16 protein-coding genes are annotated in these 16,643 nt (G+C 73.2%); 6 read left to right on the forward strand and 10 right to left on the reverse strand.

Annotated elements, in window-relative coordinates:
- Nucleotides 1–14: 14 nt before the first annotated feature.
- On the reverse strand, nucleotides 15–527 hold the full coding sequence (locus ACZ3KJ_RS07135; RefSeq protein ID WP_467525254.1) for a hypothetical protein: 513 nt from the start codon (nucleotides 525–527) through the stop codon (nucleotides 15–17).
- A gap of 208 nt (nucleotides 528–735) precedes the next feature.
- Here ACZ3KJ_RS07135 and ACZ3KJ_RS07140 point away from each other — a divergent pair, with 208 nt between their 5' ends.
- The 3 genes from ACZ3KJ_RS07140 (at nucleotide 736) to ACZ3KJ_RS07150 (ending at nucleotide 2,163) form a co-directional block, all read left to right on the forward strand.
- Complete coding sequence (locus ACZ3KJ_RS07140) at nucleotides 736–1,272, forward strand: DUF7144 family membrane protein (protein WP_467525256.1); 537 nt, start codon at nucleotides 736–738, stop codon at nucleotides 1,270–1,272.
- Nucleotides 1,273–1,357: 85 nt separating this feature from the next.
- Nucleotides 1,358–1,960 (forward strand): ArsR/SmtB family transcription factor, encoded by a 603-nt coding sequence (locus ACZ3KJ_RS07145; RefSeq protein ID WP_467525258.1) that lies wholly within the window; start codon nucleotides 1,358–1,360, stop codon nucleotides 1,958–1,960.
- 14 nt (nucleotides 1,961–1,974) lie between these two features.
- Nucleotides 1,975–2,163, forward strand: coding sequence for a hypothetical protein (locus ACZ3KJ_RS07150; protein WP_389519125.1), 189 nt, complete (start codon nucleotides 1,975–1,977; stop codon nucleotides 2,161–2,163).
- Nucleotides 2,164–2,206: 43 nt separating this feature from the next.
- On the opposite strand, the gene ACZ3KJ_RS07155 is transcribed toward ACZ3KJ_RS07150, so the two are convergent.
- From ACZ3KJ_RS07155 to ACZ3KJ_RS07165, 3 genes are all read right to left on the reverse strand, one after another.
- Nucleotides 2,207–3,088, reverse strand: a complete 882-nt coding sequence (locus tag ACZ3KJ_RS07155) for a sulfotransferase family protein (RefSeq protein ID WP_467525259.1) — start codon at nucleotides 3,086–3,088, stop codon at nucleotides 2,207–2,209.
- 188 nt (nucleotides 3,089–3,276) lie between these two features.
- On the reverse strand, nucleotides 3,277–4,416 hold the full coding sequence (locus ACZ3KJ_RS07160) for a M23 family metallopeptidase (RefSeq protein ID WP_467525261.1): 1,140 nt from the start codon (nucleotides 4,414–4,416) through the stop codon (nucleotides 3,277–3,279).
- Nucleotides 4,417–4,469: 53 nt separating this feature from the next.
- Nucleotides 4,470–5,420 (reverse strand): glycoside hydrolase family 26 protein, encoded by a 951-nt coding sequence (locus ACZ3KJ_RS07165; protein WP_467525262.1) that lies wholly within the window; start codon nucleotides 5,418–5,420, stop codon nucleotides 4,470–4,472.
- 323 nt (nucleotides 5,421–5,743) lie between these two features.
- Here ACZ3KJ_RS07165 and ACZ3KJ_RS07170 point away from each other — a divergent pair, with 323 nt between their 5' ends.
- From ACZ3KJ_RS07170 to ACZ3KJ_RS07180, 3 genes are all read left to right on the forward strand, one after another.
- Nucleotides 5,744–6,421, forward strand: a complete 678-nt coding sequence (locus ACZ3KJ_RS07170) for a flavin reductase family protein (RefSeq protein ID WP_467525263.1) — start codon at nucleotides 5,744–5,746, stop codon at nucleotides 6,419–6,421.
- A 93-nt stretch (nucleotides 6,422–6,514) separates the two neighbouring features.
- Complete coding sequence (locus tag ACZ3KJ_RS07175; RefSeq protein WP_467525265.1) at nucleotides 6,515–7,645, forward strand: hypothetical protein; 1,131 nt, start codon at nucleotides 6,515–6,517, stop codon at nucleotides 7,643–7,645.
- A gap of 356 nt (nucleotides 7,646–8,001) precedes the next feature.
- Complete coding sequence (locus ACZ3KJ_RS07180) at nucleotides 8,002–9,300, forward strand: LCP family protein (RefSeq protein ID WP_467525266.1); 1,299 nt, start codon at nucleotides 8,002–8,004, stop codon at nucleotides 9,298–9,300.
- 333 nt (nucleotides 9,301–9,633) lie between these two features.
- Here ACZ3KJ_RS07180 and ACZ3KJ_RS07185 read toward each other — a convergent pair whose 3' ends face one another.
- The 6 genes from ACZ3KJ_RS07185 to ACZ3KJ_RS07210 are packed head-to-tail and all read right to left on the reverse strand — an operon-like array spanning nucleotide 9,634 to nucleotide 16,629.
- Nucleotides 9,634–10,992 (reverse strand): NADase-type glycan-binding domain-containing protein, encoded by a 1,359-nt coding sequence (locus tag ACZ3KJ_RS07185; protein ID WP_467525268.1) that lies wholly within the window; start codon nucleotides 10,990–10,992, stop codon nucleotides 9,634–9,636.
- Nucleotides 10,989–11,558, reverse strand: a complete 570-nt coding sequence (locus ACZ3KJ_RS07190; protein ID WP_467525270.1) for a phage tail protein — start codon at nucleotides 11,556–11,558, stop codon at nucleotides 10,989–10,991. Before ACZ3KJ_RS07190 ends, ACZ3KJ_RS07185 begins: the two co-directional genes overlap by 4 nt.
- A complete protein-coding gene (locus ACZ3KJ_RS07195; RefSeq protein ID WP_467525271.1) occupies nucleotides 11,555–13,513 on the reverse strand; it encodes a putative baseplate assembly protein in 1,959 nt (652 codons plus the stop codon). Before ACZ3KJ_RS07195 ends, ACZ3KJ_RS07190 begins: the two co-directional genes overlap by 4 nt.
- Nucleotides 13,513–13,956 (reverse strand): GPW/gp25 family protein, encoded by a 444-nt coding sequence (locus tag ACZ3KJ_RS07200; protein WP_389519135.1) that lies wholly within the window; start codon nucleotides 13,954–13,956, stop codon nucleotides 13,513–13,515. Before ACZ3KJ_RS07200 ends, ACZ3KJ_RS07195 begins: the two co-directional genes overlap by 1 nt.
- A gap of 40 nt (nucleotides 13,957–13,996) precedes the next feature.
- The gene (locus tag ACZ3KJ_RS07205) at nucleotides 13,997–15,904 is read right to left on the reverse strand and encodes a VgrG-related protein (RefSeq protein WP_467525273.1); all 1,908 of its coding nucleotides are present in this window, start codon (nucleotides 15,902–15,904) and stop codon (nucleotides 13,997–13,999) included.
- Nucleotides 15,904–16,629 carry a CIS tube protein gene (locus ACZ3KJ_RS07210; RefSeq protein ID WP_467525274.1) on the reverse strand — a complete coding sequence of 242 codons (726 nt, stop codon included), beginning with the start codon at nucleotides 16,627–16,629 and terminating at the stop codon, nucleotides 15,904–15,906. Before ACZ3KJ_RS07210 ends, ACZ3KJ_RS07205 begins: the two co-directional genes overlap by 1 nt.
- Nucleotides 16,630–16,643: the final 14 nt, after the last annotated feature.

Raw genomic sequence — 16,643 nt, forward strand, 5'->3', positions numbered from 1 at the left:
CGCCCGCCCCACCCTCAGTAGCGCACCGCCCGCGGCACCTCCGCCCGTACGTTGCCCGGCAGCTGGTGGGTGCTGCGGGCCGTGGCTGTCTTCGTCCCGCCCGCCGGTACGTCCGCGACGGTGACGAGGACCGTGTCCCGCCAGGTGCCGTCGGGGTCGTTGAAGTCGACCTGGACGGCGAAGGACTTCGCCGAGTCGGCGGAGTTGGTGGCGGTCACCTGCACCGTGGTGCGGTCGCCGGCGACGGTGGGGGCGCCGAGCTTCACGTCGTCCTTGGCCTCGACGCCGCCCTTGATGGAGTCCAGCTTGCGGCCGGCCTCCGCCGTCGCCGACGCGAAGGCGGACGCGGCCTGGCTGCCGACCGATTGGGCGGCGGAGGCCGCGCGGCTGGTCACGGACGACGGGTTGGTGTCGTCCGTGCAGCCGGACAGCGTGGCGGACAGCAGGACGGCGCACGCCACCGCCACCGCCACCGCCGCTGCCGTCGGCGCGGCTGCGCCCGCCCCGCGTATTCGGTGAGCTGCCATGGGGATCTACCTCCTGCGGCGTCCGGTCGGGTCCGGCCCCTACCGGGGACCGACTCCAGTGAAAGACGCCACGCCGCCCCCCGCACCCCGGTTCACCCGGACGGCCCACCCCTCGTGGTGACGGGCCGCCGTCGCGCGGATGGTCGAGGGAGAACCGCCCGCGACGGAACCGCCCGGCGCGGGGGCAGCGAGAAGAGCGGGGTACGTCATGAGCGAGCAGCCGTCGCAGTCCCACCCGACCCGGCATCCCGATGCCAGTACCCAGGAGTCGCCCGTGTGGGACCCGTCCCACCAGGGCACGGGGTACCACATGGCGGGCCCGGGCGGTGGCCACCCGGCGGGTGAGGCCGGCTGGGCGGCCGGCGGGGTCGTCTTCGCGGGTGTGCTGATGCTGGTGAACGGCCTCCTCGCCGTCCTCCAGGGCATCGCCGCGATCGCCGAGGACGACGTGTACACCCGGATCGGCGACTACGTCTACAAGATCAACCTCACCGGGTGGGGCTGGATCCTGCTGATCGTGGGCGTCGTGGCGGCCGTCACCGGCTGGGGCCTGCTCAAGGGCGCCGCCTGGGCCCGCGCCGTCGGCATCGCGCTGGCCGCGCTGAGCCTGGTCCTCCAGTTCCTGTTCCTGCCGTACGCCCCGCTCTGGTCGATCATCCTGATCGCGATCGACGTGTTCGTCATCTGGGCGCTGGCCGTGTACCGGCCGACGGGCGCGGCGGTGACGAGGGCCCGTCCCGTCTGAGCCGCACGACCCGCACAGCACCTACAAAGAACCCGTTGCAAAGGAAGCCTTGCAACGGGTTCTTTGCATGGCTACGGTGGGAGACATGACGGAACCCGGCACGACGGAACCCGAGGGCTCGCGGGTCCGCCCGCTCGACGCCCGCTCCCTGCGCGGGCTCGCCCACCCGTTGCGCATGCGGCTGCTGAACGCCCTGCGCCACGGAGGCCCGGCCACCGCGTCCCGACTCGCCGAGAAGCTGGGCGAGTCGAGCGGCGCCACCAGCTACCACCTCCGCCAGCTCGCCGCCCACGGCTTCATCGAGGACGCCCCCGAGCAGGGCAAGGGGCGGGAGCGCTGGTGGCAGGCCGTCCACCAGGGGGTCGGCTTCGACGACGCCCTGCTCACGGACGCCGACCCCGATGTGCGGGGGGCCGCCGACCTGTACCTCCACGAGGTCGCGACCACCCAGACCCGCGACCTGTCGGCCTGGCTCGGCAACCGTCACGCCTGGCCCGAGGAGTGGCGCAGCACCTGGGACATGAGCAGCGCGACGCTACGGCTGACGCCCGAACTCACCCGCGAACTCGTCGAGAAGATGCACGCGCTCGTCGAGACCTACCGCGACCGCGTCGCCGACGAGGACGACGCCACGGACACCGCCCACGTACGCATCCATACCCACGCGTTCCCCTTCACCACGGAATGAGAGGCCGCAGTCCGATGCACTCGTACACCCACCTCGCCCCGCACCGCCTCCGTGTCGCCGAACTGCGCGCCGAGGCCGATGCCCACCGCCTCGCCATGGCGGCCCGGCGCCCCCGGGACCTCCGTACCCGCCTCGGCTGGGCCCTCGTGGAGGTCGGCCTGCGGCTGACCACCCCGCCGAGGACGGCCGCGGCCGTCGCCTGAATCCGGCGGAACCGCACCGGGTCCCACGGAACCGCACCGGGTCCTACGCCTCGTACCCCCACGCGCGGGCGAACTCCGCCAGCCGGGGCGGGAGGTCCGCGTCCGGGTCGGCGGTGCGGGCGGGTTGGATGCGGCCCGACTTGATGGTGCTGCTCCAGTCGCCGAGCTGCGGGCGGAACGTGCCGTGGTCGTTGCGCCCGTAGTCGAGCATCCCGCTCTCCCAGAGCACGCCCAGGAAGGCGCACAGGTCCCGGGTGACGCGCTCCGGCTCCGCGGTGAGCTCCTCGTACGTGATCACGTGGGCGCCGTCGAGGCGTTGCCGGGCCTCCTCCAGCTTCTCGCAGTAGCCGAGCACCTCGGCGAGGATGGCCTCCCGGTCCGGATCGGTACGGCGACTGGTCAGGGACGCGACGATCGCGCCCGGGTGCCGCAGCAGCAGCACGAACCGCGCGTCGGGCCAACATCGGTGCAGCCGGGGCCAGATGAGACTGTTGGGCGGGGTCTTGTCGACGATGACGTCCTTGCCGCTGCGGGTCAGCTCCAGGTGCAGCACCCGGTCCCACAGCACGTGCTCCAACTCCGCCTTGTCCAGCTCCAGTTCCTTCATGGCGGCGGCGGTGAACCCGCGCGTCAGCTGGACGTGCAGCGTCCGCAGGTGCATCTCGTGCGGGGCGCGGATGCGGCTGTGGCTGTTGAGCAGCACCCGCAGCAGTGTCGACCCCGAGCGCACGGAGGACAGCACGAACACCGGTGACTCCACCAGCCGCGCGGCCCGCGGGGCGACATAGCCGTCACCGCCGTCCGCCGCCGGCCGCGGCGCCGGTACGGTGCCCACCGCGCGCCGCGGCGGGCTCACCGCCTGCGCCACGAGCCTCCCCCGGCGCTTCAGTCCCTTGCTTATCGCGGTCAGACGCGGGTCTCGCACGATGACACCTTCCTCCCTGGATCCGGCTCCGCATCCCAGGTGCCCCAAGCGGACAACACGTGTCCCGCAGGCGAACAACGAGAGCCGGAAACGCCGTCAGGGAGGGCCTGAGCTGGGCATTCACCGATTTCTTAGGTGTTGCTGTGAGTTGCTGTCAGTTGCCCGTCACACCCCCCGGTGGTGAGGCCTCAGTCGGTGCCCGGCTGCTCCGGCGGCGTGACCCGCACCGCCTTCCTCCGCAGCCACGGCAACGGCGGCACCGCCGACCCCATGTACGGCGTGATCCGCACCTCGAAGTGCAGGTGGGGGCCGGTGACGTTGCCGGTGGCGCCCGCGAGTCCGAGGCGCTGCCCCGCTCCCACCCGCTCGCCCTTGCGGACGTCGATGCGGGAGAGGTGGGCGTACTGCGTGAAGTACCCGTCGGCGTGGCGGACCACGACCTGGTTCCCGAAGCCGTCGCCGCACGTCGTCACGCGGACCACGCCCGGGCCGACGGCGTACACCGGAGTGCCGGCGGGCACGGCGAAGTCCTGGCCGGTGTGCCGGTGGGCCCAGCGGGAGCCCTTGTCGGCGTAGCCGGCGGAGAGCCAGTAGCCGCGGGTCGGCGCGGTCCACTCCGCACGGTCGCCTTCCTCCTTGCCGCGCTTCTCCTTCTCCTTCTCCCGGTCCCGGTCCCGGTCCCGGTCCCGGTCCCGGTCCCGGTCCCGGTCCCGGTCGCGATCGGGTGTCCGGCCGGTGGCGGGGGCGGGGTCCGGGACGGCGCAGTGTCCGGCCCGGCCCGCCGGGTCGACGGCGACCGGGTCGCCGTTGTCGTGCGCCGCCGGTCCCAGCAGGTCCCACAGATCGTCGCGGAGGGTCTTGCGGCGGCTTTCGGCGGCCTTGACCTCCGTGGTGCCGGCGTCCGTCCGCCGGAGCCGGTCGACCCGTTCGCGCGCCTGCTCGTGGTCGTGCACGACCCGGGCGGCCCGCTCGCGGACGCCGTCGCTCCCGGCGTCGGCGGGCACCGCGGCGAGCGCGACCAGAGCGGCGGCCAGCAGCACGGCCAGGACGGCGGCCCCGGCGGGGACGCCGACGCTCGTCCCGCCAGGGACGCCGACCGCCGTCCCGCCGGGGCCGCCGGCTGTCGTATCGGCAGGGGCACGGTCCGCGGACACGGCCGTCGCCTCGGCCACGGCGTCGGCCGTCGCCCCGGCCACGGCGTCGGCCGTCGCCTCGGCCACGGCGTCGGCCGTCGCCCCGGTCACGGCATCGGTGGTCGCCGCGCACCCGGGATCGGGCGTGCCGTCGAGGCACGGGCGGAGGGAGTGCGCGGGGTCTTCTCGTCGCATCTTGGGATCATCGGACCGACGCTCGCCGACGGTCCGTCAGACGCGCCGCGCCCTCAGCCGAACGGCCCACCCACCAGGGCCCGGTACACCTCAGACGACCGGGGATTCTCCCGGCACTGCCACACGCCGTGCGGGCAGTAGTCGGTGATGCTCTGGTAGAGCGGCCGGTGCCGGGCGAACCAATTGAGCATCCCGCGCACGTAGTCGGGGTTGTCGCCGTTGCGGTACAGCCCCCACTCCGGGTACGCGATCGGCTTGCGGTGCTCGGCGGCGAACCGCACGTGCGCCGCGAGCCCGTACGGCTCGGCGACCTGCCCCGCGAAGGACAGGCCCGCGGGCTGGTCGTAGGCGTCCATGCCGATGATGTCGACGTGCGCGTCACCGGGGTAGCACGCGGTCCACGGGACGGCGTCGCGCCCCCGGTTGGGCGCGAACTCGAACCGGAACCGCTCCCCGTCCACGGCCCGCATGGTCCGCACGATCCGCGCCCAGTACCGCTTCCAGGCGGCCGGGTCGGGTCCGCAGCGGTGCGTGTAGGACACGCCGTTCATCTCCCAGCCGAGGACGAGCACCGTGTCGGCCAGCCCGAGCGAGACGAGCCGTCGCCCCAGCACCCGGAAGTGCCCGTCGTAGGCGCCGCCCGCGCCCTTCGCCAGCTCGTGCCGCACGACGGAGTCGGGCAGACGCGCCTCGTTCCGCTCCAGCATCGGGACGTTCAGCACGAACATGCGCTCGGGACGCGCCCGGCGCCATCGCCCCCAGTGCTCCAGATGGCCGGGCTCCCCCTCGATGCGGTTCCACCGGTCCCCGGGCAGGTAGGCCCGGCCGACCACCGGCGTGGCCTTCCCCACCCACGCGCCGAGCCCCGCGATCCGCGGCACCGCGGCCGCGTCGTACCCGACGTACGCCCCGAAGGCGGTCCCGTCCCCCGCCGCCGCCCTCGCCCGGCCGTCCGTCGTGCCGCCCCCGACGGGCACACAGGCCGGACCCGGGAGGAGCAGCACGAGGGCCGCCAGTACGAACGGGAGAACACGCGTGAGCGAGCGCGGGCAGCGCGGCGAAGACCGCGGGGGAACGTGCGAGGGAACGCGGGGGGAAGCGCGGGGAACAACGCCGGGGAAAGCGCGCGGAACAACGCGGGAGAACGCGCGGGGAACAGCGCGGGGGAAAGCGCGCGGGAGCCGTAACACCGGCCCAGCATGCCGGTCACCGCCCCACCCGGCGGGCCGACTCGCCCCACGGGCACCCGGACCGGGGACACGGTTCGGACGCGCGTGCGACCACGTTTCGGCGGGCGGCGAAGCGTCGGGCGCCTAGCGTTCCCGGCATGAGCGCAGCAGCAGTCGGAGGGGCCGTCGCCGGGCGGCACGTGGTCCTCTCCCCGAGCATCCTGTACTTCGGCACGCCCGTGGCCCTGCTGGCCACCGAGAACGCCGACGGCACGCCCAACCTCGCCCCCGTCTCCTCGGCGTGGGCGCTCGGGTACACCGTCGTGCTCGGGGTGGGCCGGGAGAGCCGTACCGCCGAGAACCTGGCCGCCCGGCCGGAGGTGGTGATCAACCTGCCGGGGCCGGGACTGTGGCGGCAGGTCGAGGCGCTCGCCCCGCTCACCGGCGCGGACCCGGTGCCGGAGGCCAAGCGGCCGGTCTACCGGCACGAGGGCGACAAGTTCGCGGCCGCGGGACTCACCCCGCAGCCCTCCGAGAGGGTACGGCCGCCCAGGGTCGCCGAGTGCGCGCTCCAACTGGAGGCGTCCGTACGGTCGATGACGCCGGGCGGGGCGGACGGGCACTTCTGGACGGTCGAGTGCGCGGTGCTGCGCGTGCACGCCGACGCCTCCGTCGTCGTCCCCGGCACCCAGCACATCGACCCGTCGGCGTGGAGCCCGCTCATCTACAACTTCCGCCACTACCACGGCCTCACCCCCGGACTCGGCCACGGATTCCGCTCCGAGACGCCGAGGGAACGGGACCGGGAACGGGACCGGGACGGGGAACGCGCCTGATCAACGGCCCTTTATTCACAGGAGGGTTGGCGGCGGACATGTCAGGATGAGGGTCTGGACGTGATCCGTCGACCCGGGGGAGTCAACGACGTCATGAGCACCACCGCCGACGGCTACGACCGGCCGCCCTACCGCACACCTCCCGCCGCCCCGGCCCTGGTGCCCGGGCCCGTCGCCTGGGTGCTGGACGTGCTCCTGCCGTGGCGGCTGGCCCGGCGGATCTACGGCCCGTTCCACGCCTTCCGGTTCGACGCCGCCGCGGCCTTCGGTCTCGCCGCGCCGGGGCAGCCCGTCGTCACCACCCTCGCCGGGCAGGCGGCCGACCCGCTCATCGAACGGCTGCTGCTGCCCAGGGCGCTGCTCGGACTCGGCGTCCTCTTCTTCCTCATCCACCTGTTCACCGGCGGAGGCTTCTTCGACTCCCTCGGGCAGGCCATGACCGACAGCCTCCTGATGCTGGCCACCGGGCCGGTCGCCCTGCTCGTGGCCTGCCTCCCGCTCATCGCCCTGGCCCGCCCCGGCGCCCGCGCCACCGTGGCCCGGCTGTGCCTGCGCCCGCTGCTGACCGCTTTCATCACCGCCGGCTTCTGCGCCCTGTTCGTGGTCTGGATGCTGAACGGCTACGACTACGAACCCGAGCAGACGGCCTGGTACGTCCTCCTGCTGGTCTTCCTCCCCTGGCTGACGGTGTTCTTCGGCTCGGTGCTCTACCTCATCCACCGCAACTCCTTCAGCGTCGGCGGCCACCCCCTCGTCCGCCCCCTGGCCTCGGTCCCGCTGGTGTGGCTGACGGCCATCGCGCACTCCGTCCTCGTCGACGCCGTCGAGGCCTACCCGGGGTCGCACCCGACGCCGTCCTACTACGTGGCCCTGTTCACGGGTCCGGTCGGCGTCACCGTGACCGCCGTGGTCGAGATCGTCCTGCTGCGCCGCCGCCACGGGGTCGGCTTCCGGGGCCCGCTGCCGCACTGGCGGCCCCCGCCGCCCCCGCCGCCCACCCTGCCCCCGGCCCTCGTCGAACGCCTGCGCACGGACGTCAACCTCGGCCACGCGCAGTTCTGGCAGCGGTACACGGACCGCAACGGCGTCGTCTGGGGCGCCTCCCCGCTCTTCCACGACGGCCATCCGGTGCTGTGGCCCTTCGTCTTCACCTTCACCGAGCAGGCCCGGCCGGCGACCTGGCCGGAGGTGCAGCGCATGGCGGGACCGCTGCGGCCCCGGTAGGGGAACCGGCTCCGCCGGGTGCCGCGGGGGACCGTCCGCCGCCGTCGACGGACTTTCACAGGGAACGCAACGTTCGGGACGGATGAGTCGTCTGTGTTCCAGGGACGTATTCCTCCGCGTGTGGAGGTTCCCGTCGTCCGGCGGTGACCGACGCCGAACGATCCGAGCACGGTGTACGGGGTGGACGGCCGAGCGGAGGGCGAGTGCCGGTGAGCGGTACGGGAAGGCGTCGGCGCACACCGCCCGGCGGGACCGGCGGGTCCGGCGCGGGCAGGGGAACGGGCGCGGGCAGGAGCCGGGGCAGGGGGAAGACCCGGCTGACCCGGCGCGGCCGGGTCCTGGCGTGGGGCGCGGGGGTGACCTCGGTGGTCGTCCTCGCGGTCGGCGGGGTCGGCGCGTGGATATACCAGGACCTCAACGACAACATCAGCGCCGCCGACGTGGACGACAAGCTGGGCGGCGACCGGCCCGAGAACCTCAGTCCGGGCTCGCAGAACATCCTGGTCGTCGGCTCCGACAGCCGGGACGGCGCCAACGCGAAGTACGGCAAGGACCTGACCACCATGCAGTCGGACACGCTGATGGTGCTGCACGTCCCCGCCGACCGGAAGTGGGCCGCGGTCGTGTCGTTCCCGCGCGACTCCTACGTGGAGATACCCGCCTGCGACATGGGCGACGGCCGGACGTCCACCCCGCACAAGGGCAAGATCAACGAGGCGTTCGCGATCGGCGGCGCCGGCGGTGAGGTCGCCGGGGCCGCCGCGTGCAGCATCAAGACCGTCGAGGCCCACACGGGCCTGCGCATCGACCACTTCATGTCCGTCGACTTCTCCGGCTTCAAGGGCATGGTCGACGCCCTCGGCGGCATCGAGGTCTGCCCCGAGCAGGCCATCACCTCCGACAAGGCCCGCCTGGACCTGGACGCCGGCTGCCAGAGCGTCGACGGCGAGACCGCCCTCGGCTACGTCCGGGTCCGCTACGGCGTCGGCGACGGCTCCGACATAGGGCGCATCGGCCGCCAGCAGGAGTTCATGAACGCCCTGATGAAGAAGGCCAAGTCCAAGCTGACCAGCCCCAACGCGCTGTACGGCTTCCTCCGGTCCGCGACCAAGTCGCTGACGACCGACCCGGACCTGGCCGGCATCCAGCCGGTCTACGCCCTCGCCGACGAGCTCAAGGGCATCCCCGCCGACCGGCTGTCCTTCCTCACCGTGCCCAACTACCCGCGGGAGGCGGACGTCCCGTCGGACAAGGCCAACGTCGTCTGGCAGTACCCGCAGGCCGCCGATCTGTTCACCTCCCTGGCCAAGGACGAGGAGACGACCAAGACGCAGTTGCAGACGGCCGTGAAGGACCTCGTGTACGCCTCCGCCGTCCGCGTCCGGGTGCTCAACGGCACCGGGATCGGCGGACGCGCCGCCGCCGTGGCCGAGAAGCTGACCGCGGCCGGCTTCACCGTCACCGGGACGGGCAACGCGCCCGAGCCGGCGAGCGAGACCACCGTCAGCCACCCGGCGGGCCTGGAGCGGCAGGCCGCCGTCCTCTCCTCGCGCCTGCCGGTCGCGGGGGTGCCCTCGGCGGCGTCGGCGGAGGCGGACGCGGACGTGGTCACGCTCGTCGTGGGTCCCGACCTGGACGTCGACGAACTCGACTGACCGGTACGGGGGGTGGCGGGGTGACCGGTGGTGTGACGGGTGGTGCGGCTGTGGTTTGCGTGACGGCCGGAGTGCTGTAGAGTTGATCACGAGCTGGTCGCCACAACAACAGCGGCGAAACGGTTCTGCGTTGGTGGTCCAAGGAAAGACGTCCCGCTTCCTGCGGGGAGATGCAGGTGCAAGGCCTGCCCGGCGCTCCAGCGCGAGGCCCATTCCGTGTCACACGGAATGGGCCTCGTTCGTTTGTGCCGGGCTCCCGGCTGACATCGCGTCCGGGTAGTCCGAACCGTCCGGGCCGTGCGGCCCGGACGGTGGCGCGGGTGGGCGGGTCGGTCAGGTCGCGTTGGCGTTCGAGCGGCCGAAGAACTCGATCTCCGCGATGGCGACCTGCTTGCTCGCCGAGGCGGCGTAGGCCGACTCGATGGTGAAGCGGACCTTGGTCACCTCACCGACGCGGAAGGCGCGGCGCTGGCCGCCGGCGCTCTGGTCGAGCGTGAGCTCCCTCGTCGTGGTCGTGCCGTCCTTCAGGGTGATCGTCGCCTTGACGCGGTGCGGCAGGGCCGACTCGGACAGCTGCTCGGCGCGGGTCGAGACGCCCGGGGTGATGATCAGGTCCAGCAGGCGGGTCGGCTCGGAGAAGCGGGCCTCGATCCACTCGCCCTCGCCGGACTGGGAGACACCGGGGCCCCACCAACTGTTGTTGATCTTGTCGAAGGCCAGCTCCGGCTTGTGCCCCGGGTAGGAGCGGGAGGCGGCGATCGTGTCCGGGGCGACCGGGGCCCGCTTGGCGAAGTGGTCCCGGGTGGCCTGGATCCAGTCCGGCGTGTTGACCCCGACCCAGATCAGCAGGCTGAGGACGGCCGCGCCCACCACCCACGTCACGATCCGGTCGAAGGTGCGGCGCAGCCGGGGACGGTCGCCCGCCCACGGCGTCTCGCGGTTGCGCCAGTCCACCAGACGGCGCCACCACGGCCGCCGCTCGTACGAGTGGTCCTCCCGGGTCATCGGCATCGCGCAGCGGGTGCAGTAGTGCCGGTCGGGGCGGTTGGGCGTGGAGCACCAGGGGCACGGGAGCCCGTTCGCGTCGCCCAGCTCGGGGCCCACGGCACGCACCTGCGGCCGCTCCGCGACCGGCCGGCCCGGCAGCACCGGCACGACGGTCGGCGGCGGGGTGGGCCGCGCCTCCGGGTCCGCCACCGGGACGAGGAGGGAACGCGCCCGGGCCGTCATGGTGTCGTCCGGGGCGGCGGTGGAGGCGGCGGCAGCGGCGGGCGCGGCGGCGGGGACCGGTTCGGTGGGGGCCGTGTCGTCGGCGGCCGGGGCCGAGGGCCGGCCGGCCTCGCCGTGCGCCGGGGCGTGCTCGTCCGGCGGCAGGGCCGGGAGCGGGGTCTCCGCGGTGTCGTCGTCGTCCGCCGTCGCGGTGGCGGCGGGCGCCGGGGAGGCAGCCGTCGCCGCGGACGCGTCCGGCGTCCGGGAGGTGTCGGGCGTGCCGGCCGTGGCCACGGCGGCCGCCGGGCGCGCGGCGGCCGTCTCCGGCTCCTCCGCCGACCGGCGGCGGGCCTCCGGCGCCGGCTCGGCCGCGGTGCGGGCCGGGGAGCGGTCCGTCCAGCTCAGTACGGCTCCGCAGCCGTCGCAGAAGGACTGGCCCGGCTCCGCCCGGGTGCCGCACTCGGCGCAGTTCTGGGTGGTCATCTCTCCGGGATCCTTTCGGCGGCGGTCAGGGCAGGCGTCACCTTGACCGTGTAGGGCATGTGGGCGGGCCGGGCGGCGGCCACGAGGGCGTCCAGCCGGTGCTCGTCCGCCGGGCCGGGGTCGGACAGACGGAGCGTGACGTGCAGATGGGGGCGGGGTTCGCCGGGGAACGAGCCCAGGGGGCGGGCGCTCCAGGCGGCGCCGCCGCTCTCGGAGATCTCCGGCTCCACCCCGAAGGCCAGGCGGATCGCCTCCGCCAGCCCGCGCCGGGTGCCCCGGACCCGGTGCAGGTGGGTGGCGGCCGCGACCGCGGCCCGCAGCCTCGGCTCCGGCTCGGTGCCGTCGGTCTCGGCGCCGACCCAGCCGGCCAGCCACCGGGTGAAGTCGACGGGGGCGAGCGCCGGGTCGAAGTAGGAGGGCAGGCAGTCGAGGACGTTGAGGATCGGCGCGATGACGTCGTCGAGGCCGCCGACGAACCGCTGCGCGAGGTCGTCGTCGGCGAAGACGGCCGGCAGCATCGCCCCGATCGGCGCGGACGAGCCGAGCCCGTCCACCGAGCCCCTCACGCGCCGTCCCCGATCACGCGGACCCGGTGGTCGTAGGAGAACACCAGGGCGGGCGCCGACAGGTCGATGCGGTCGGTGGCGTCGCCGCGCTTGCCGGTCAGCGGGTCGGCGGGGTGCAGGGTGACCTGGTCGACCAGCTCGACGCCGGGGACGCGCTGGAGGACCGCGAAGACCTCGCCGGACTGCACGGGACGGCCGAACGGCCAGCCCTTGCCGTCCGCACCGCCGGTCAGCGGGTCGAGGTGGCGGTAGAGGGCGTCGTGGGCCTGGCGCCGCACCCGGTCGGTGTCGACGCCGCGGAAGGCGTGCACGGTGGCGACGACGGTGACGCCCTGGTAGTAGGGCGGTCCGACCGCCAGCCGCGTCCCGATCAGCCGGCGTTCGTCGAGGTGGCGGGTGATGCGGTCGAGCAGGGCGTCGCCGGGCACGAGCTGTTCGAAGCGGAGCCGGCCGCCGGGGTCGGGGACGGCCTGCGGCACCACCAGGACCCGTACCGCGTAGGAGCCGTGCTCGTCCGGGCTGCCCTCCAGGCAGGTGATGCGCGCGGTCTCGGGGGCGGCGCGGCGGGCCAGCTCCTCGTAGTCGCGCAGGGTGACGGCCCGTTCCTGGGCGCGCAGCGTGATCGGGGCGCGGACCTTCGCCTCCTCGACGGTCTCGCCGTCGACCCCGCCGCGCGCGGCCTCCCGGTTGACGACCTCGGAGACGTACGGGACGGAGGTGCGCAGGACCTGGACGGCGCCCCGGGCCACGTTGCCCGAGCGGCCGCCGCCGGTGCGGTAGCGGCGGGCGCGGACGACGGCGCCCTTGGGGGCGACGGCGCCGTACTGGCGCAGGGTGCCGTCGGGTTCGCGGACGGACGGCCCGAAGGTGATCTCGCCGGTGGCGGCGTCGAGGGTGATGTGCCGGTCCTGCGGCCCGGAGGCGGCGAAGTGGGGGACGACCCGCCAGTCCACCCAGCCGTCGTGCTCGGCGGTCTGGAGCAGCAGCGGCGGGTCGTCGCCGACGACGGGGGTGTGGGCGAGGCGCAGGCGCTGGCCGGGCAGGCCCGTCGACTCGCCGAGCGCCTCGTCGTACACCGTCTCGGCGTGCACGGCGGGCGCGGTGCCGCCGACCGTGAAGGCCTCCGCGGAGCGGACGGTGGGGGAGGTGGTGTAGAAGGGCTGGTTGGTGAGGGGTTCGGTGACGCGGCAGCGCAGCCAGCCGGCCTCCTGGCCGCCGGAGCGGGACAGCACGTGCCCGCCGGGGACGTGCAGGACGACCTCGCCGGGCCGGTTGAGGCCGCCGGTGCCGTCGCGGTCGACCTCGCACTCCTGCCAGCCGTCCTCCGTCCACGCCTCCCACACCAGGGGCGGCTGGCGCGGGTCGACGCCGACGCCGTCCACGCGGCTGTCCAGCTCCAGCACCACCGCGCAGTGCGGTACGGCGGCGCTGAGGCCGAGCAGCATGCAGTCGCCGGGGTCGGGGGACTCGGCGAAGCAGAAGACGTCCTTGCCCTCGGCGAGGTCGTTGGTGCGGTCGGTGACCGGCTCCCCCTTGTGCTGCACCACGAGGTGGTCCAGCGAGCAGGGCACCACGGCCAGTTCGCGCTCCGTGGCGAAGACGACGGACTCCTCGCTCTCGGTGCGCACGGTGGCGACCTCGGTGCCCAGCGGCAGCAGCACGGTCTCCTCCTGGGGGGCGGAGAGCCAGAAGGTGACGTCCGTGCGGGCGGCCGAGGGCGGGAAGAGGGTGATGCCGACGAGGTCCAGGAAGGCCAGGTGGTTCTTGTCCGGCACGCGGTTGAGCCGGTACACGATCTGGTCGGCCATGTGGGCCACGGTCTCGACGAGGGTGACGCCGGGGTCGGAGACGTTGTGGTCGGTCCACTCCGGGGCGCGCTGCTGGATGTAGCGCTTGGCGTCGTCGACGAACTGCTGGAAGCGGCGGTCGTCGAGGTTGGGGGAGGGCAGGGCCATCAGCGGTCGCTTTCGGAAGCCGTACCCGTGGAGCCCGGCAGGTCCGGCTCGTCGTGGGACGGGATGACGTAGAAGGGGAAGACGAGGCTGCGCGGGTTGTTGGTGCCGCGGATGGAGTAGCGGACGTCGATGAAGAGCACGCCCTGCTGGGTACCGGCGGTGACCTCGACGTCGTGGACCTCGATGCGCGGCTCCCAGCGGTCGAGGCTGACGTACACCTCGTGCTGGATGCGGCCGGCGGTGGCCTCGTTGACCGGCGCGAACACCAGGTCGTGGATGGCGCAGCCGAACTCCGGGCGCATCGGCCGCTCACCCGGCGCGGTGGACAGCACCAGCCGGACGGCCTCCTCGATCTCGCGTTCCCCGCTGACCAGGGCGATGCCTCCGGTGGGCCCGATCCGGAGCGGGAACGCCCACCCGGACCCGACGAACTGTTCGGCCATCAGAGGGCCACCTGCCTTCTCCTTCTGCTGACGGACCCGGTCATGCCGGGAGCGGGTACTTGACGTTGTTGACGAACACCAGTCCCTGGAGCCCGATCCTGATGCCGGTGAGGTTCACGTTGGCCACGGAGTTGATCGCCACGGCCCCGGTGGCGGTGAGCGACGCGACACCGGCCGCCTTCATGTCCAGGGCGCCGAGCGCGTTCACGCTGACCGCGCCGCCCAGCGACCTGAGGCTGACCAGTCCCTGGCCCTGGAGGGTGAGCGGTCCCCCGCTCTTGACCGTCACCGACCGGCGTCCGTTCAGCGTGAGGTCGGTGCCCGCGTTCACCGACACCGACCGGCTGCCCTTGATGCTGACCGATCCCTTGCTGTCGACGGTGATCTCCGTCTGCACCCGGTCCAGGTTGATGACGAGTTTGCCGTCGCCGCTGGTCACCCGGACGCCCTGCTTGCCGCCGGTGCGCTGGCTGAGCAGGTCGACGCGGTTGCCGGTGCGGTCGGACAGGGTGTGCCGGGAGGCGCGTCCCCGCATGCCGTCGTGCAGGGGCACGTCCTTGACCGGGGTCGGGTCGTCCTTGCCGTTGTAGAGGCCGGCGATGACGTACGGGTGGTCCAGGGCGCCCCGGTCGAAGGCGACGAGCACCTCGTCCCCGACGTCCATCGGGAAGATCGAGCCGCCGCCCTTGCCGCCCCACTGCGCCACGCGGGTCCAGTCGCTGATGTAGGTGTCGTCCAGCCAGGGGAACTGGAGCTTGACCCGGCCCTTCTTGAGCGGGTCCTGCACGTCGGTGACGAGGGCGTTGGCCACGCCGGGCAGCCGCAGGCCGTTGTCCGCGCCGTTGCCGCCGCCGGAGGTGAGGCCGTAGAGGGAGCGCCACTGGCGTCCGCTGACGGTCACCCAGGTCTCGTAGTGCTTGCCGTCGCCGAAGACGTGGCGCACGGACGTGGGCGTGTACTTGCCCTCGAAGGGGAAGCCGACGTCGGACAGGGTGACGGGGATGCCGGGGCGGAGCTTGGGGCCGCCGTGGACGACGACCTCCATCTCGGTGAAGGAGGAGGTGACGTCGGCGGCGAGGGCGTCGGCGGCGAACTTCACCTCGGACTGCTGGTCGTAGGGGATCTGCGGGTCGACGAGTTTGGCGGCCTTGAACTTGCCGGCCGCCTCACCGGGCGTGGTGCCGATGGTGAAGCCGGGGTTGGTCCTGGCGGGCGCGGTGGCGGTCAGCGCCTTCTTGGTGGTGACGTTCCAGCCGCGGGTCTCGACGGTGCCGACCTGTTCGGCGGCGGTGACCGCGGTGCGCAGCCGCAGGATGTCGATGCCGGCCTTCAGCTCGAACGGGTTCTTCCCCGAGGAGCTGACGGGCGGGGCGCCGGACGCCGGGTCGGGCTTGACGAACTGGAACTTGCCCTTGTTGTCGATGGACATCACCATCTCGTTCTCGTCGGCGAGCCGCGCGAGGAAGTCCCAGTCGGTGACGTTGGCCTGGCTGATGAACTCGTACACCGTCTTCGTCGACTCGACCCGGCCGATGGGGACGCCGTCCAGGGCGGCCAGCTTGCGGGCGATGTCGGAGGCGGACTGGTTGCGGTAGGCGGCGACCCGGCGCTGGCGCATCAGGCGGTGGCCGTGGTCGTAGCCGCGGATGATGGTGAAGGTGCCGGTGCCCTCGTAGTCGCTCTCCAGACCGCACACCTCGCCCGTCAGCAGGGGATCGCCGGCCCCCTTGCCGTCGGCGATGGGCGTGATCACCACCTCGGTGCCGAACGTCGCGTTGAGCTTGCCCAGGAGCAGCCGGCCCGGGTCGCGGAAGGTGAGCCGGAACGCGGCCGGGACGCCGAGGCCCTGGTCGACCCAGCCGTCCACGAGCATCGGTTCGAGGTCGGAGGGCAGGGGGCTGCCGCCGATGGTGACCTTGATGACGCTGGAGTAGGCGATCTGCACCACTAGTGCCGCACCTCCTCGGCGGCGGGGAGGACGAGTTCGGTGCCGGTCGGCAGGTGGCCGGGGTCGTCGATGCCGTTGGTCTCGGCGATCGCCCGCCAGGCACTGGCGTCGCCGTACTCGCGCCAGGCCAGGGACTGGAGGGAGTCGCCGGCCACGACCCGGTGCACGCGCTGCGCGGTCAGGGCGCCCGACGTCGGGTTCTGCCCCTTGGTCTTGCTGGGGATCTCGTGCAGGCTGACCTGGCAGGTGGCCCGGATGGGCATGCCCGTCGTCCCGAAGAGGGAGTAGCTCACCTCGACACTGCGCACATAGGCGGTGAAGCGCGCGGTGGAGAAGGAGCCCCACTGGAAGATCACCCAGGGCGGGGAGGGCTGCTTGGCGGCGATGGACTTGGAGGTGACCTCGCAGCATTCGAGCAGCGACTCGACCTGCTTCATCACGTCGTTGCTGTCCGGGTCGTCCGAGCGGTCGAGGAAGACCTCCACGCTCATCTCGCGGGGCTCGGGGCCCATGAACTCCGGGACGACGCCGTCGCGGACCGCCGGGGTGGGCGTCGACTTCCACTGGGACTGGCGGGACAGCGTCAGCTGCGAGGGGTTGAACTCGAGCTCGAACTGTTTGATCAGCCCGCCCGGCGTGGTGCTGGTGCCCAGCGGCGGTTCGTGAATGGCGAGGGTGGCGTGGACCAGGCTCTTGCCGGCGCCGCCCCTGCTGGATTTGGCCATGCTGCTTCCGTCCT

This window comes from Streptomyces sp. NPDC003248, from assembly GCF_055563235.1.

Bases quoted from the DNA above. Each gene is read 5' to 3' on its own strand.
- ACZ3KJ_RS07200 (WP_389519135.1), bottom strand. From the start codon at position 13,956: ATGGCCGAACAGTTCGTCGGGTCCGGGTGGGCGTTCCCGCTCCGGATC.
- ACZ3KJ_RS07160 (WP_467525261.1), bottom strand. From the start codon at position 4,416: ATGCGACGAGAAGACCCCGCGCACTCCCTCCGCCCGTGCCTCGACGGC.
- ACZ3KJ_RS07145 (WP_467525258.1), top strand. From the start codon at position 1,358: ATGACGGAACCCGGCACGACGGAACCCGAGGGCTCGCGGGTCCGCCCG.
- ACZ3KJ_RS07135 (WP_467525254.1), bottom strand. From the start codon at position 527: ATGGCAGCTCACCGAATACGCGGGGCGGGCGCAGCCGCGCCGACGGCA.
- ACZ3KJ_RS07150 (WP_389519125.1), top strand. From the start codon at position 1,975: ATGCACTCGTACACCCACCTCGCCCCGCACCGCCTCCGTGTCGCCGAA.
- ACZ3KJ_RS07140 (WP_467525256.1), top strand. From the start codon at position 736: ATGAGCGAGCAGCCGTCGCAGTCCCACCCGACCCGGCATCCCGATGCC.
- ACZ3KJ_RS07195 (WP_467525271.1), bottom strand. From the start codon at position 13,513: ATGGCCCTGCCCTCCCCCAACCTCGACGACCGCCGCTTCCAGCAGTTC.
- ACZ3KJ_RS07175 (WP_467525265.1), top strand. From the start codon at position 6,515: ATGAGCACCACCGCCGACGGCTACGACCGGCCGCCCTACCGCACACCT.
- ACZ3KJ_RS07185 (WP_467525268.1), bottom strand. From the start codon at position 10,992: ATGACCACCCAGAACTGCGCCGAGTGCGGCACCCGGGCGGAGCCGGGC.
- ACZ3KJ_RS07210 (WP_467525274.1), bottom strand. From the start codon at position 16,629: ATGGCCAAATCCAGCAGGGGCGGCGCCGGCAAGAGCCTGGTCCACGCC.
- ACZ3KJ_RS07170 (WP_467525263.1), top strand. From the start codon at position 5,744: ATGAGCGCAGCAGCAGTCGGAGGGGCCGTCGCCGGGCGGCACGTGGTC.